This window comes from Novosphingobium sp. ZN18A2 (assembly GCF_036784765.1).
Taxonomy (GTDB): domain Bacteria; phylum Pseudomonadota; class Alphaproteobacteria; order Sphingomonadales; family Sphingomonadaceae; genus Novosphingobium.
Window position 1 is genome coordinate 1,902,266 of sequence record NZ_CP136651.1, and the last position, 14,568, is coordinate 1,916,833.

The following is a 14,568-nucleotide window of genomic DNA, read 5'->3' on the forward strand; positions in this document are numbered from 1 at the left end:
CCCTCCACAATGACAAGTCTCGATTATGTTGTGTTCGCGGTGGCCGGATTCGCAGCCGTCGGCGGGTTCTTTCGCGGTTTTACCGAGGAAATCCTGTCGCTTGCGGCGTGGTGCATCGCGCTTTTCGCGGTGCACTATTTCCATGAACCGCTGACGGCGATCATCACGCCTTATGTCGATAGCGAGACGGGGGCGGGCGTGCTTGCTTTCGTGCTTCTGATGCTGGTGCCCTATGTGCTGACCAAGGTGATTGCCCGCAGCGCCGGAAGGGCGAGCAGGACATCGGTCCTCGGCCCGATCGACCGCGTCCTGGGGTTCGGTTTCGGCGCGATAAAGGGCTTCATCATCGTTGTCCTGGCGTTCGCGATCGTCGTTTTCGGATACGATGTCGTCTGGGGTGCGCAGGGGCGTCCGACCTGGATCTCGCAAGGGCGGACGTACCCCTTCCTCAATGCTGCAAGCGAAGAGCTGATGACCATGATTTCCCAGCGGCGGGACGACGCCATGCGTGCCGAAACGCCGAAGCAGGCCGCCGGAAAGAAGAGCCGCTGACGTGTCCGCGAAGGGTCTTTATACACCCGAAATACTGGCCGCCGCGACGGGCCTTTCCGCCTGGCCGTGGGACGAGGGGCTTCCGCTGCGTGGCAATGCGCGTTCCCGCAGTTGCGGCAGCAGCATTGCGCTTGCGCTCGGCACGGACGATGCAGGTGCCATTCGCGCAATCGGAATCAGGCCGCATGCCTGTGCGGTCGGCCAAGCCGCCGCGCAAGTGTTCGCCCGATCGGCAACAGGGAAGGCCGCCGACGATCTGAAACAGGCGCGCCAGCAGATCGCTGCCTGGCTTGCGGGCGATCCGGCGGCGCCCGACTGGCCCGGCATCTCATTGCTCGACAACGCGCGCGCCTATCCCGCACGCCACGCGGCGATCCTGCTCGCCTGGGATGCCGCCATCGATGCACTGGAAAATCGGCAGGAATAAGCGCCACGTGGGCTTTGCAGCGCATGGGGCGCTAAGCTAGAGCGTCTTACCAGTTGTGTGCGGAGAGGGAGGCCGCTGCCGCGATGTCGGGCCATTACGAACAGATAAGCGCAAAAGATATGAGGCTGGTGGTCGCTGCCTCGTCCGCCGGGACCATTTTCGAATGGTACGACTTCTTCATCTACGGAACGCTTGCCAGCATTATCGGTCGCACATTCTTCCCGGCGGGCAATCAGACGCTGCAACTGCTTCTGGTCTGGGCGGGATTCGCGATCGGTTTCGGGTTCCGGCCGCTTGGCGCGATCCTGTTCGGATACTTCGGAGACAAGCTGGGGCGCAAATATACGTTCCTGGCAACCGTCACGTTGATGGGTATCGCCACAGCGGGGGTCGGGCTTGTGCCGTCGGCCGAAACGATAGGACTGGCTGCGCCCTTCACGATCATTGCCTTGCGTATCCTGCAGGGGCTGGCCCTTGGCGGGGAGTACGGCGGCGCAACGATCTATGTGTCGGAACATGCAGCGCCGAAGCGGCGCGGCTTTTTTACCGGGTTTATTCAGGCGTCCGTGGTTGGCGGCTTCGTGCTGAGCGTGATCGTGGTTCTTTCGACGCGGTTCCTTATTCCCGCAGACGTGTTCAACGCATGGGCCTGGCGCATTCCCTTCCTGCTTTCGCTTGTCCTGCTGGGCATTTCGCTGTGGATGCGCCTGAAACTGAATGAAAGCCCTGTGTTCCGCCAGATGCAGGAAGAGGGCGAGATCGCGGGCAATCCCTTTATCGAAAGCATGACATATCCGGGCAACGGGAAGCGGATCTTCGTTGCCCTGTTCGGCGTTACCGGCGGCCTGACCACGATCTGGTACACGGCCTTTTTTTCAAGCCTTTCGTTTCTCAACGGCCCCATGCGCGTCGATCCCACAACGTCGGAGATTGTCGTCGGCGCCGCCGGTCTGGTCTCGATGCCGTTCTTCGTGCTTTTCGGACGACTGTCTGACAGGATCGGGCGCAAGAAGCCGATCATATGGGGCTATGCCCTCACGCTGTTGCTGCTGTTCCCTGCTTTCTGGGCTATGGGCGGCCTGGCAAATCCGGGCCTCAGCAAGGCGGCAGAGGTTGCACCAGTGGTCGTCGCGGGGCCGGACTGCTCCTACGATCCCTTCGCCAAGGTCCAGAAAACGCAGTGCGGTCGCTTGCTGGAAGACCTGACGTCGGCAGGCATCCCTTACGAACTTGGCAAGTCCGATACCGTCAGCCTTACGATCGGGGACACGCCTGCGCCGCTGGCTACCTATTCCTGGGATGATGCCAAAGCCCGCCGCGCGATGCTTGCGGAGTGGCTGGGTGCGCAGGGTTATGACCTAGAAACGCAGCGACCGCCGCTGGCGAACCTGCTGGGTATCTTTTGCGTCCTGCTGGTCATGGGCGCGCTTTCCGGCGCGACTTACGGCACCGTGGCGGCGCTTCTGGCGGAAATGTTCCCGGCGCGCATTCGCTATAGCTCGATGTCGATCCCCTATCACATCGGTGCAGGCTATTTCGGCGGTTTCCTGCCGCTGATTGCCAGCTATATCGTCGCGCGCAGCGGAAACGCCTATGCCGGGTTGTGGTACACGTGGGTCTTCGTCGCGATAGCCTTCGTTGTCGGCATATGGGGTATCCCCTCCGGACCGCCGCGCGATTTCTCTGACGAGGATGCCGATATTGCCGCCTGATCCTGCCGCTGCGCCCGCCGCGCCGCTGCGTTTGTGTATCGACAAGGATGCGCTGGCCGCGAACTGGCGGGCGCTTGACCGCGCGTCGGGCACGGGGAAGGCCGGTGCCGCGGTCAAAGCGAATGCCTATAGCCTTGGCGTGCCGCAAGTCGTTCCTGTCCTGCGCGATGCCGGGTGTGCGGACTGGTTTGTGGCGCACTGGCAGGAAGTACCTGGCGTGATGGCGCACGTTCCGGCCGGAGAGATTTCGGTCCTCCACGGCCCGGTGACGATGGATGAGGTTGCATTCGCGCGCGAATGTGGCGCGCGTCCGGTGCTCAACACGCTGGAACAGGCCGCCCGGTGGATCGAAGGCGGCGGGGGAACCTGCGACCTCATGATCGACACCGGCATGAACCGCCTTGGCGTTTCATTGAAGGATCTGGGCGACCCACTGATTGCCCGGCTCGATGTCGATTGCGCGATGAGTCACATGGCCAGCGCCGATGAGGACGCTCCGAAAAACGCGCAGCAACTCGGGCGTTTTCGCGAAGCGCGTGCCAGCGTGAAGGCGCGGCGGTTCAGCCTTGCGAACAGCGCCGCGATTGCGCTGGGGCCGGATTATCATTTCGACCTGACGCGCCCCGGCCTGTCGCTCTATGGCGGTATTCCGCGACGCGAAATGAGCGCGTTCATCCGGCAGGTCGCCTTTCCGCAAGCGGCCGTGCTGCAGGTGCGCCGCGTGATGCCCGGTGAAACGGTGGGCTATAACGCGACGTTCCAGGCAACGAGGGAGATGCGCGTCGCGATCGTTTCGGTCGGCTATGCAGACGGTTATCTGCGCGCGTGGTCGGACAAGGGCCGCTTCTCGTTCGAAGGAGCGGCGCTTCCCGCCATAGGCCGCGTTTCGATGGACATGACCGCGGTTGACGTATCGGATGTTCCAACCCTGCGCGAAGGTGACTGGCTCGGGATCGAATACGACCCGGTGTGGGCATCGCGCACCAGCGGTCTTTCGCAATACGAAATCTTCACGGTGCTCGGTTCACGATTTTCCAGGCGTTGAGCGGACGATTTGTTGCGCTGCACATGTTGCGTCTGCTAATGACCGGAAAAGGCACAATTGGCAGGCAGGGGCGCGGATATGGCTGACAAGGCAAAGGACGGAGAAACCGTCATTATCAAGAAGTACGCCAACCGGCGGCTCTACAATACAAGCACGTCAAGTTATATCACGCTCGACCACCTGGCGCAGATGGTCAAGGACAACGTAGACTTCAAGGTGATCGACGCGAAGTCCGGTAACGACCTGACCCACTCGATACTTGCCCAGATCATCATGGAAGAGGAATCCGCGGGCGAGCAGATGCTGCCGACCAATTTTCTTCGCCAGCTTATCGGAATGTACGGCAATTCGATGCAGTCCCTTTTGCCCGGATATCTTGAAGCATCGATGGATTACTTCCGCGAAAATCAGGCCAAGATGCGCAAGGCGATAGAAGAAAGCATCGGGGTCAACCCGCTGGCCCAGATCGCGCAGCGGAACATGGAAATGTTCACGGCGGCGGCAGCGGCGTTCGTGCCGCAGGGCGGTAAGGCGGAAGAGGCCAACGAAGGCGATTCCGACGAGCTTGATGCCCTGCGCAAGCAAATGGCCGACATGCAGAAGAAGCTGGACGAACTCGGCAAATAAGCGGGCTGGTGCCGTGCGGGCGCACCAACGCGCGGGCAATCGCGCGAAAGCTGTCCGTTTGCTGCATTCGCCCATTGCGGGAACGGCCAGAGCGGCCTAACCGGCGGCCATGAACCAGTCCCGCATCAAGCACGCGCTGAACGTTACGCGCGAAGACGATTTCGCCCAGTGGTACCAGGCCGTGATCGCCGAGGCCGAGATGGCCGAAGAGTCGGGCGTTCGCGGATGCATGGTCATCCGGCCCTGGGGTTATGGCATCTGGGAACGCATCCAGAAGCTGATGGACGAACGGATCAAGCAGGCCGGTGTCCAGAACTGCTATTTCCCGCTGTTCATCCCACTGTCCAACTTCGCCAAGGAAGCCGAACACGTCGAAGGCTTCGCCAAGGAAATGGCGGTTGTCACGCACCATCGGCTGATCGCTGACGGCAAGGGCGGGCTTGTGCCCGACCCCGAAGCGAAGCTGGAAGAACCGCTTGTCGTCCGCCCGACTTCGGAAACGGTGATCGGCGGCGCGATGGCGCGGTGGATTCAGTCCTGGCGCGACCTGCCGCTGCTGACAAACCAGTGGGCCAACGTGGTGCGCTGGGAAATGCGCACGCGCATGTTCCTGCGGACGAGCGAATTCCTGTGGCAGGAGGGGCATACCGCCCATGCCGACCGCGAAGACGCGATGGCCGAGATGATGCGCGCGCTGGAAATGTATCGCAGCTTTGCGGAAGACGTGCTTGGCCTGCCGGTGATTGCCGGCGCAAAGCCCGAGAACGAGCGTTTTCCCGGCGCGGTGGAGACGTTCTCTATCGAAGCGATGATGCAGGACGGCAAGGCGCTTCAGGCAGGCACGTCGCACTATCTTGGCACGGGCTTCGCGGAAGCGGCGGGCATCCGGTATCAGGACAGGGACGGCGCCCAGCAGCTTTGCCACACGACCAGCTGGGGCATGTCCACGCGAATGATCGGCGGGCTGATCATGACGCACGGCGACGATGACGGCCTGCGCGTTCCCCCGCAGGTTGCGCCGCACCAGATCGTTATTCTGCCGATGTTGCGCGACAATGAAGGCGATGCCGCGCTGCTTGCCTATTGCGAGGAACTGCACAAGGCGCTGGCGAGCCAGCCGGTGTTTGGCGAACCCGTGCGCGTGTTGCTTGACAAGCGTCCCGGCAAGGCCACCCAGAAGCGTTGGGGCTGGGTCAAGAAGGGTGTTCCGCTGATCCTCGAAATCGGCGGACGCGATGCCGATGGCGGACAAGTGAGCGTGCTGCGGCGCGACCAGCTTTGGCGCGAGGACGGCAAGGCAAATTTCGTCGCCATGGCGCGCGACGAGTTCGTTTCGGCTGCCGCCGGGGAGCTTGAGGATATCCAGCGTTCGCTCCACGCCGAAGCGACCGCGCGGCGCGATGCCAACATCGCGCGGGACATCATCGGGCTGATTGGCCTTGAGGAATATTTCGCGGAAGACCGCAAATACCCGGGCTGGGTGGAACTGGGCTGGGCGCGGCCTACCGGCGAAGAGCTGGATAGCGTAGTCGCCAAGCTGAAAGACCTGAAACTGACCATCCGCAACACCCCGCTGGACGCGGGCGAGGTTTCGGGCGATTGTCCGTTCACCGGGCGCCCGGCGGTGGAAAAGATTCTCATCGCGCGCGCCTATTGAGCCGGGACAGCTGGTCGCATCGTCCCGGCAATTCCTTCCTGCCGAGCCGGAGAGTTCTCGATGCGCACGTTCCTGTTTCCGCTCCTTGCGCTTAGCATGGCAAGCCCCGCGCTGGCCGCCGCCGATCCCGCGGCAGACGTTTCGCAGGACCGGCTGAAAGCCGATGTGGACGCATTGGTTTCGTTCGGCACGCGCCACACCTTGTCTTCGCAAACCGATCCCAGGCGCGGCATCGGCGCGGCCCGGACCTGGGCCAAGGCGCAGTTTCAGGCTGACAGCAAGGCGTGCGGCGGATGCCTGGAGATTGTCGAGCCGGAAACCATGGTGTCCGGATCGCGCATTCCCAATCCGACGCGCCTTGTTGACGTTGTTGCTATTCAGCGTGGCACCGAACGCCCGAACGAGGTCGTGATCGTGCAAGGGCATATAGACAGCCGCGTGACCGACGTGATGAACGCCACCGCCGATGCGCCCGGCGCCAATGACGATGCATCGGGCGTCGCTGTCGCGCTTGAGGCCGCGCGCGTTCTGTCCCGGCACAAGTTTCCGGCGACGATCGTCTATGCGGCGCTAAGCGGGGAAGAGCAGGGGCTTTATGGCGGCAAGCTGCTTGCCGACTATGCGGAAAAGCACGGCTGGCACGTCAAGGCGGTGCTGAACAACGATATCGTCGGCAATTCGCGCGGGTCCGACGGGCTGGTGGACGATTCCCACGTCCGCGTGTTCTCGGAAGGCGAGCGCGCCGATGCGGATGACAAGATGCGCGCGGCGATGCGCCGCGACGGGGGAGAAAACGACAGCCCCTCTCGCAATCTGTCGCGCTTCATCGCGGGGCTTGCTGCCGCCGACGGCAAGGGGTTTTCGGTCCGCCAGATATGGCGAACGGATCGCATGGGGCGCGGCGGGGACCAGATTCCGTTTGAGGACAAGGGCTATCCCGCGGTGCGCTTTTCCGTAGCCGTGGAAAATTACAATCACCAGCACCAGGATCTGCGCACGGAAAACGGCGTGGTTTACGGCGATACCGCGCAGTTCATGGACTTTGCCTATCTTGCAAAGGTCGCGCGGCTGAACGTGCGGGCGCTTGCAGCGCTGGCAAGCGCGCCAATGCCGCCCTCGGTCGTGGCCAAGGCGGCCGTCCAGACATTCACCGACATCTCGTGGACGCCGGTGAACGGCGCGGTGCAATACAACGTGTGGCAACGCCGGACCGACAAACCGGGTTGGGGAGACAAGCCGGTGCGCACAACGGAGGATACGCACGTGCGGTTGAATGGCGTTCGCGGTGACGACTGGTTCTTCGGCGTCAGCGCCGTTGCGGCGGACGGGGCGGAAAGCCCGGTCGCATCGGCGGTGCCAGGCGGCGGGTTCGACAAGACTGTTGCGCCGCCCAAAGGGTGATGTGGTTGCCAACCGGGCAGCGAAACGCCACATCCCGCAAATGGCACGATCTCCCAAGCGCGAACCCGGCATGCCCACGCGGCAGCAGGTGCTCGATTTTATCTCCGATTCCACCGAACCCGCCGGCAAGCGCGAGATTGCGCGGGCTTTCGGGCTGAAGGGGCAAGAGAAGATCAAGCTCAAGGCGCTGTTGAAGGACATGGCCGAAGAAGGGCTGATCGACGGCAAGCGCACCGCCTTTCACAAGATGGGCGGCGTACCGCGCGTAACGGTGCTGCGAGTGGTGGATATCGAGGATGGCGAGGCGATTGCCATTCCCGATAGCTGGCAACCCGACGATGCAACGCCGCCGCCGCGCCTGCGCATGATCGAAAAGGATCGTGGTTCGGCACTGCGCAAGGGCGACCGCGTTCTGTCGCGGACAGAGGAAGCGGGGAAGGGCTGGATCGCCCATCCGATGAAGAAACTTCCCGCGCGGGTCGACCAGTTGATGGGCGTTGTCGAGATAGACGGAGCGGGCAAGGGCTGGCTCGCCCCGATCGACAAGCGCGTGCGCAATTCCACGCCGATTTCCGACATTGGCGGGGCCGAAGCGGGCCAGCTCGTTTTCGCAGAGCCGGCCGGGCGCGGCCCGCGATCCGGCGTGAAGGTTACCGAAGTGCTTGGCGATCCGCTGGCCCCGCGCGCGTTCAGCCTGATCGCGATCAACAAGCACGGAATTCCCTTTGCCTTTCCCGAAGAAACGGTATCGGAAGCGCAAAAGGTTGCCGAACTGCCGCTGAGCGATACCGAGCGCGAGGATTTGCGCGCACTTCCGATCGTGGCAATCGACCCTGCGGACGCGCGCGACCATGACGATGCGATCTGGGCCGAGCCGGACGGGCAGGGCGGCTATCGCGCGCTTGTCGCCATCGCCGACGTCAGCTTCTATGTTCGCCCCGGCGGAAAGCTTGACCGCGAGGCGAGGAAGCGGGGCAACTCTGTCTATTTTCCCGACCGCGTCGTGCCGATGTTGCCGGAAGTGCTCTCCGCCGATGTGTGTTCGCTACGCGCGGGCGAGGACCGGGCCGCGATGGCGTGCCATCTTGTCATCGACAGGAATGGCAGAGTAGCCTCATGGCGCTTCACGCGCGCACTGGTGCGCATTGCCGAAGTCATTCCATACGAAGAGGCGCAACGGCGCATCGACGAGGAGGCTGCGCCAGAGCATCTCGTCCACTTGTGGGAAGCGTGGCGCCTGCTGGAAAAGGCGCGCCAGGACCGCGACCCGCTGGAACTGGAACTGCCCGAACGCCGCGTTGTGCTTGACGAGAAAGGGCGCATCGCGGAGATCGCCTTGCGCGAACGGCTCGATGCGCACCGCGTGGTTGAAGATTTCATGATCGCGGCAAACGTCGCGGCAGCGAAGGCGCTGGAAGCGAAGGTCGCCCCGGTCGTCTATCGCGTTCACGAGCCGCCCAGTCGTGAAAAGCTGGTGGCGCTGAAGGATTACCTTGCCACGTTCGACCGCAAGTTCGCGCTGGGCCAGGTAATTACCCCGTCGCTGTTCAACCGCATGCTGAAGGACGTGTCCGACGAGGCGGAAAAGGCGCTGATCATGGAAGCGGTGCTGCGCAGCCAGACCCAGGCTTACTATGGCCCGCGCAATGCAGGGCACTTCGGGCTGTCTCTGGGCAGCTATGCGCACTTCACCTCGCCGATACGCCGCTATTCCGATTTGCTGGTTCACCGCGCACTGGTCGATGCCTATCACCTTGAGCAGCCCGCGCCGAAGGATCGTGCCATTCCAAGCCGGAGCGGACTTTCCGACGCCGACCGGGACGACCTGTCGCGCATCTCCGATGCGATCAGCGTGACCGAGCGCCGCGCGATGGAAGCCGAGCGCGAGACGATCGATCGCTATGTCGCCGCATGGCTGGCGGGCCGTGTGGGCGAAGTGTTCGATACGCGCATCACCGGCGTCCAGAAATTCGGTTTCTTCGCCACTATCATCGGGCTGGGCGGCGATGGCCTTGTTCCCGTCTCCACGCTGGGTGCCGAACGGTTCGATTACGATGACAAGGCGCAGGCGCTGGTGGGAGAACAAAGCGGGGAACGCTTCACCATGGGGCAGATCCTGAAGCTGCGCCTGGCGGAAGCCAACCCGCTGACCGGCGCGCTGAAGTTCGAGCCCGAGGACGTGGCCGAGGGCGTGCAGCGCATCGAACGGCGCGGCGCGCGGCCTCCGAAGCCCCGCAAGGACGGCAAGGGCAAATACATGGTGGGCAAGCGCGGGCGGCCCGCCAATGTCCGGCACAAGGGCAAGAAGCGTTAGGCGACGCTAGGAAAGGCGGTCGACGTCGTCCTCACTCATCGATCCGGGCACGATCATCAGCGAGCAGGGCAGCTTTCCCGCGTCGTGCATCGCGAAATGCGAAACAAGCGGGCCGGGAGAACCTTCCGCCGCCGCGCCCAGCACCAGCGCAGAAACTTCCGGGTGTTCCTCAAGGTAGCCGCGCACCACCTTCGTGCTGTCGCCCTCGCGCACGGAAATGACCGGGCTCAGCCCCTCGGCGCTCTGGATGCCGCTTGCGGCGGTGTTGGCAAGCACTTCGGCACGGTCGCGGGCTTCTTCCTCAATCGTGGCCTGCACGCCACCGAAAGGTGAGAAGTCCTGTTTCGGGACCAGCGCAAGGATGTGGACAGCACCGCCGGTGCGCACCGCGCGCCTTGCCGCATAGCGCAACGCCAGGCGCGCCTCTGCCGTTTCGTCCATGATGACAAGATAAATGCGCTTTTGCGCCATCGGCCCTCTCTTTCGGAACATCGATAATGAAGTATTTCGTATGCGGTGCAAGCGCCTTGGCCCTTGACCCTTCGCCCCCGGAGCGCGAAATGGCCTCATCCCAAGGAAAGGCGCGGGGCGCGCTCGCAAGCCCGCCTCGCCGTAGCGACAAGGACGAAAGCCCCGCCCATGCCAATAGCCATCAAGATGCCCGCCCTTTCCCCTACCATGGAAGAGGGCACGCTGGCCAAATGGCTGGTGAAAGAGGGCGATACGGTTTCATCGGGCGATATCATGGCCGAGATCGAAACCGACAAGGCAACCATGGAGTTCGAGGCGGTCGACGAGGGAACCATCGTTTCGATCGAGGTTCCGGAAGGGACCGAAGGCGTGAAAGTCGGCGCGGTGATTGCCCAGTTGGCGGGTGAAGACGAAGACGCCAGTGCTCCGGCGCCAGCGCCGAAAGAAGAGGCCAAGGCCGCACCGGCGCCCAGCCCGTCACCTGCTCCGACGCCGACCGCCGCCCCTGCACCCGCACCCGCACCCGCACACGCACCCAAGGGGGATCGCATCATTGCGTCCCCGCTCGCAAAGCGCATTGCGGCAGACAAGGGAATCGATCTGTCCGGGGTGACCGGCAGCGGCCCGCGCGGGCGGATCGTTAAAGCGGATGTCGAGGGCGCGCAGCCAGGCGCGGCAACTCCGGCGCCCGCTGCCGCGGCGACCGCACCCGCGGCGGGGGCTGCCACTCCCGCGACCGTGCCCGATTTCGGCATTCCTTACGAAGCGACCAAGCTGAACAACGTCCGCAAGACCATCGCACGCCGCCTCACCGAGGCGAAGCAGACCATCCCGCACATCTATCTGACGGTCGACGTGCGGCTTGACGCCCTGCTCAAGTTGCGGGGTGAACTCAACAAGGCGCTTGAACCGCAGGGCGTAAAACTTTCCGTGAACGACCTGCTGATCAAGGCGCTTGCCAAGGCGCTTTTGCAGGTGCCCAAGTGCAACGTCAGTTTCGCTGGCGATGAACTTCGCAGCTATAGCCGTGCTGACGTATCCGTCGCCGTCGCTGCGCCTTCAGGCCTGATCACGCCGATCGTGGTCGATGCCGGGACAAAGTCCGTTTCGGCGATTGCCACCGAAATGAAGGAACTCGCGGGCAAGGCGCGCGAAGGCAAGCTGCAACCGCACGAATACCAGGGCGGCACCGCCAGCCTTTCAAACCTAGGTATGTTCGGCATCAAGCAGTTCGAAGCCGTGATCAACCCGCCGCAGGGCATGATCCTTGCGGTCGGCGCGGGCGAAAAGCGACCCTATGTCGTGGACGATGCGCTGGCCGTCGCCACGGTGATGAGCGCGACCGGCAGCTTTGACCATCGCGCCATCGACGGCGCGGACGGGGCGGAATTGATGCAGGCGTTCAAGACGCTCGTGGAAAATCCGCTGGGACTTGTGGCCTGAGGCTTTCGCAAGGAGGCGCAAGGGCATGGCCGCTGCGCTAGAAAAGTGCGACCCCGCCATCCGCATCACTGCGATGCCGGCAGATGCCAATCCGGCCGGCGATATCTTCGGTGGCTGGCTGATGGGGCACATGGACATGGCCGCGGGCATCGTTGCCGCGCGCCATTCCAGGGGCCGCGCGGCAACCATTGCGGTTGAGGGGATGACGTTCCTCCTTCCGGTCCACGTCGGCGACGAGGTTTCCATCTTCGCCGACCTTGTGAAAACCGGGAGGACATCGATGACGATCGCCGTTGAAGCCTGGCGTCGCCCGAGAACGGGTGAGGAACGCCAGTGCGTGACGCGGGCAAATTTTACATTCGTTGCGATCGATGGCGATCGCAAGCCGCGGCCCGTCCCGCCAATGGACGCGCCGCTTGCAGATCAGGAGAATGCGCGTGGCTGACCAGTATGACCTTCTTGTCCTCGGCTCTGGCCCGGGCGGTTATGTCGCCGCGATTCGCGGCGCCCAGCTTGGTCTGAAGGTGGGCATAGTGGAGCGTGAGAACCTGGGCGGCATCTGCCTCAACTGGGGATGCATTCCCACCAAGGCGCTGCTGCGTTCGGCCGAAGTTCTGCACAATATGCAGCACGCCAAGGACTATGGCCTGGCGGCCGACAACATCCGCGCCGATCTGGATGCCGTGGTAAAGCGCTCGCGCGGGGTGGCGAAGCAATTGAACCAGGGCGTGACGCACCTGATGAAGAAGAACAAGATCACCGTGCACATGGGCGAGGGCCGGATGACCGCGCCCGGCAAGGTGGAAGTGAAGGGCGAAAAGGGGACCGAGACGCTCTCCGCAAAGCACGTGATCCTCGCCACCGGAGCGCGCGCACGTGACCTGCCATTCTCACCGGCGGACGGGAAGCGCGTGTGGACCTATCGCCACGCGATGACCCCGTCAGAAATGCCGACCGACCTGCTGGTTATCGGCTCGGGTGCGATCGGGATCGAGTTCGCAAGTTTTTACAACGACATGGGCGCCAACGTGACCGTGGTCGAAATGCTGCCGCGCATCGTTCCGGTAGAGGACGAGGACGTGTCGGAGTTCCTCGACAGTGCGCTTTCGAAGCAGGGTATCGAGATTTGCACCGGCGCCGGCATCGAGAGCCTGAAGGCCGATGCCAAGGGCGTAACCGCGACGATCAAGCGCGCCAGCGGCAAGGTGGAAGAACGCAAATACAGCCACGTGATCGTCGCCATCGGCATCGTGCCCAATACCGAGAATATCGGGCTTGAGACGCTGGGCATCAAAGCGGAACGCGGGATCGTGCAGATTGACGGCATGGGCCGGACGAACGTGAAGGGCGTTTGGGCCATCGGCGATATCACGCCCGGCCCGTGGCTGGCGCACAAGGCAAGCCACGAAGGTGTTATCGCGGCCGAAGCCATTGCGCAGGAACTGGGCAACAAGGATGTCCATCCGCACGAAATGGACCGCCGCAATATTCCGGGATGCACCTATTGCCACCCGCAGGTCGCTTCCGTGGGGCTGACCGAGGAGAAGGCGAAGGAAGCGGGGTACGATGTGAAGGTTGGCAAGTTCCCCTTCGTCGGCAATGGCAAGGCGATCGCGCTGGGTGAGGCGCAGGGCTTCATCAAGACCGTGTTCGATGCGAAGACGGGAGAGCTTCTGGGTGCGCACATGATCGGCGCGGAAGTGACGGAACTGATCCAGGGCTATGTCGTCGGCAAGACGCTGGAAACAACTGAAGCCGAATTGATACAGACCGTATTCCCTCACCCGACGCTTTCTGAAATGATGCACGAAAGCGTGCTGTCCGCATATGGGCGCGCCATTCATATCTGACCGGAGGCGTTTATCACCAAGGATAACATCAGCCCGAGCGACAGCCGGTCGAACGATCGTCTGCGGGTTTCGCTGATGGGCCAGTTGCGCTGGGGCACAAATCCCTGGGGCCAGGTGTTGCTTGAGGATCTCTCGACCGGCGGATTCAAGGCACAGTGGAGGCCCCTTTGTGCTCTTGGCACGCCGATCATGGTCAAGATTGCGGGATTGAGTCCGCTGCGCGCCGTGCTGCGCTGGAAAGACGACGATTACATCGGATGTGAATTCGAAGCGCGTCTGTACGGACCTGTCGTGGACCACATCGCGCGTCTGGCTGCGGAGTAACGCGTCTGCCCGCGCCGGTTGGCGCGGGCTGCGCTTTCCTCGCTGCCGTTATCCCTGCTGATATGTGCGGTCGATTGCGCCTGCGTCCAGCAGCGGGGCCGCATCTATGCCTTGCGCGCCCAGCAGTTCGCCCAGTCGCTCGACGCTGGAAAGCAGCATTGCCTGTTCCCAGTAGGGAAGTGACCGAAAACGTTCGCGAAACTGGGCCTGCAGCATATCGGGCGCATCGAGGATCATTTTTTCACCTGCGGCCGTCACGGCCAGCAGAACCTGGCGCTTGTCCCGTTCGCTGCGTTGCCGGGTCACGAATCCGGCGGATACAAGCCTGTCCACGAGCGCGGTAATCGTAGCGTGGCTGAATTGCAGCGTGTTTGCCACCGTGCTGGGCGTAACCTCACCGCGTCGGCCGATTTCCTGCAGGACAAGCAGTTGGGACGGAGTCAGCCCGGTCGCGCGGACCAGCGTCTTGCCGCCCAGTTCGGTGATCCGAAGAACCCGTCTGAGGGCGCGCAGGGTCTCGCGTGAAAGATCCTTATCCACACAATTGCGTCTAATGCGGGAACCATTCCGAAACAATCGCAATGTAGTTCATCAAATGAAAGAAATATGACGGCAAACTTTGCTGCAGTGCAAAAACCTTTGACCCATTATGGGTTGATAAACAGGGATGAATGCGCATATAGAGCGCGCCGCAGGGGGAGTTTGGTCGCTCCCGACAGACAATCAAATCCTTCGGGAGATGAAA

Annotated in this window: 14 protein-coding genes; 12 read left to right on the top strand and 2 right to left on the bottom strand. The window is 62.9% G+C overall.

Going from position 1 to position 14,568, the window contains the following annotated elements; translation table 11 throughout:
• Nucleotides 1–9: 9 nt before the first annotated feature.
• The 8 genes from RXV95_RS09150 (at nt 10) to RXV95_RS09185 (ending at nt 9,735) form a co-directional block, all read left to right on the top strand.
• Nucleotides 10–552 carry a CvpA family protein gene (locus RXV95_RS09150; protein WP_338465744.1) on the top strand — a complete coding sequence of 181 codons (543 nt, stop codon included), beginning with the start codon at nt 10–12 and terminating at the stop codon, nt 550–552.
• A 1-nt stretch (nt 553) separates the two neighbouring features.
• Nucleotides 554–979 (top strand): iron-sulfur cluster assembly scaffold protein, encoded by a 426-nt coding sequence (locus RXV95_RS09155; protein WP_338465745.1) that lies wholly within the window; start codon nt 554–556, stop codon nt 977–979.
• Nucleotides 980–1,098: 119 nt separating this feature from the next.
• Nucleotides 1,099–2,691 (top strand): MFS transporter, encoded by a 1,593-nt coding sequence (locus tag RXV95_RS09160; protein WP_338465746.1) that lies wholly within the window; start codon nt 1,099–1,101, stop codon nt 2,689–2,691.
• A complete protein-coding gene (locus RXV95_RS09165; RefSeq protein ID WP_338465747.1) occupies nt 2,681–3,736 on the top strand; it encodes an alanine racemase in 1,056 nt (351 codons plus the stop codon). The genes RXV95_RS09160 and RXV95_RS09165 overlap by 11 nt, the downstream gene beginning before the upstream one ends.
• A 78-nt stretch (nt 3,737–3,814) precedes the next feature.
• Nucleotides 3,815–4,363 carry a polyhydroxyalkanoate synthesis repressor PhaR gene (gene phaR / locus RXV95_RS09170; protein WP_338465748.1) on the top strand — a complete coding sequence of 183 codons (549 nt, stop codon included), beginning with the start codon at nt 3,815–3,817 and terminating at the stop codon, nt 4,361–4,363.
• A 109-nt stretch (nt 4,364–4,472) separates the two neighbouring features.
• Nucleotides 4,473–6,020 carry an aminoacyl--tRNA ligase-related protein gene (locus tag RXV95_RS09175; RefSeq protein WP_338465749.1) on the top strand — a complete coding sequence of 516 codons (1,548 nt, stop codon included), beginning with the start codon at nt 4,473–4,475 and terminating at the stop codon, nt 6,018–6,020.
• Between the two features lie 60 nt (nt 6,021–6,080).
• Nucleotides 6,081–7,421: a M20/M25/M40 family metallo-hydrolase gene (locus RXV95_RS09180; protein ID WP_338465750.1), complete on the top strand. Its 1,341-nt coding sequence runs from the start codon at nt 6,081–6,083 to the stop codon at nt 7,419–7,421.
• A 40-nt stretch (nt 7,422–7,461) separates the two neighbouring features.
• The gene (locus RXV95_RS09185; protein ID WP_338465751.1) at nt 7,462–9,735 is read left to right on the top strand and encodes a VacB/RNase II family 3'-5' exoribonuclease; all 2,274 of its coding nucleotides are present in this window, start codon (nt 7,462–7,464) and stop codon (nt 9,733–9,735) included.
• A 6-nt stretch (nt 9,736–9,741) separates the two neighbouring features.
• Here the strand turns inward: RXV95_RS09185 and RXV95_RS09190 are convergent, their stop codons facing one another.
• Complete coding sequence (locus RXV95_RS09190) at nt 9,742–10,206, bottom strand: universal stress protein (RefSeq protein WP_338465752.1); 465 nt, start codon at nt 10,204–10,206, stop codon at nt 9,742–9,744.
• Nucleotides 10,207–10,374: 168 nt separating this feature from the next.
• Between RXV95_RS09190 and RXV95_RS09195 the strand changes: the two genes are divergently transcribed.
• The 4 genes from RXV95_RS09195 (at nt 10,375) to RXV95_RS09210 (ending at nt 13,823) form a co-directional block, all read left to right on the top strand.
• Nucleotides 10,375–11,649: a pyruvate dehydrogenase complex dihydrolipoamide acetyltransferase gene (locus RXV95_RS09195; RefSeq protein WP_338465753.1), complete on the top strand. Its 1,275-nt coding sequence runs from the start codon at nt 10,375–10,377 to the stop codon at nt 11,647–11,649.
• A gap of 25 nt (nt 11,650–11,674) precedes the next feature.
• The gene (locus RXV95_RS09200) at nt 11,675–12,094 is read left to right on the top strand and encodes an acyl-CoA thioesterase (RefSeq protein ID WP_338465754.1); all 420 of its coding nucleotides are present in this window, start codon (nt 11,675–11,677) and stop codon (nt 12,092–12,094) included.
• Nucleotides 12,087–13,499, top strand: a complete 1,413-nt coding sequence (gene lpdA, locus RXV95_RS09205; RefSeq protein ID WP_338465755.1) for a dihydrolipoyl dehydrogenase — start codon at nt 12,087–12,089, stop codon at nt 13,497–13,499. The genes RXV95_RS09200 and lpdA overlap by 8 nt, the downstream gene beginning before the upstream one ends.
• Before the next feature lie 75 nt (nt 13,500–13,574).
• Entirely contained in the window at nt 13,575–13,823 is a 249-nt protein-coding gene (locus RXV95_RS09210; protein WP_338465756.1) for a PilZ domain-containing protein, read from the top strand.
• Between the two features lie 48 nt (nt 13,824–13,871).
• Here the strand turns inward: RXV95_RS09210 and RXV95_RS09215 are convergent, their stop codons facing one another.
• Nucleotides 13,872–14,363, bottom strand: a complete 492-nt coding sequence (locus RXV95_RS09215) for a MarR family transcriptional regulator (protein WP_338465757.1) — start codon at nt 14,361–14,363, stop codon at nt 13,872–13,874.
• Nucleotides 14,364–14,568: the final 205 nt, after the last annotated feature.

Excerpts from the sequence above, each read along its gene's own strand:
- RXV95_RS09150 (WP_338465744.1), top strand. The coding sequence starts at position 10 with ATGACAAGTCTCGATTATGTTGTGTTCGCGGTGGCCGGATTCGCAGCC.
- RXV95_RS09160 (WP_338465746.1), top strand. The coding sequence starts at position 1,099 with ATGAGGCTGGTGGTCGCTGCCTCGTCCGCCGGGACCATTTTCGAATGG.
- phaR (WP_338465748.1), top strand. The coding sequence starts at position 3,815 with ATGGCTGACAAGGCAAAGGACGGAGAAACCGTCATTATCAAGAAGTAC.
- RXV95_RS09175 (WP_338465749.1), top strand. The coding sequence starts at position 4,473 with ATGAACCAGTCCCGCATCAAGCACGCGCTGAACGTTACGCGCGAAGAC.
- RXV95_RS09180 (WP_338465750.1), top strand. The coding sequence starts at position 6,081 with ATGCGCACGTTCCTGTTTCCGCTCCTTGCGCTTAGCATGGCAAGCCCC.
- RXV95_RS09185 (WP_338465751.1), top strand. The coding sequence starts at position 7,462 with ATGGCACGATCTCCCAAGCGCGAACCCGGCATGCCCACGCGGCAGCAG.
- RXV95_RS09190 (WP_338465752.1), bottom strand. The coding sequence starts at position 10,206 with ATGGCGCAAAAGCGCATTTATCTTGTCATCATGGACGAAACGGCAGAG.
- RXV95_RS09195 (WP_338465753.1), top strand. The coding sequence starts at position 10,375 with ATGCCAATAGCCATCAAGATGCCCGCCCTTTCCCCTACCATGGAAGAG.
- RXV95_RS09200 (WP_338465754.1), top strand. The coding sequence starts at position 11,675 with ATGGCCGCTGCGCTAGAAAAGTGCGACCCCGCCATCCGCATCACTGCG.
- RXV95_RS09210 (WP_338465756.1), top strand. The coding sequence starts at position 13,575 with ATGGGCCAGTTGCGCTGGGGCACAAATCCCTGGGGCCAGGTGTTGCTT.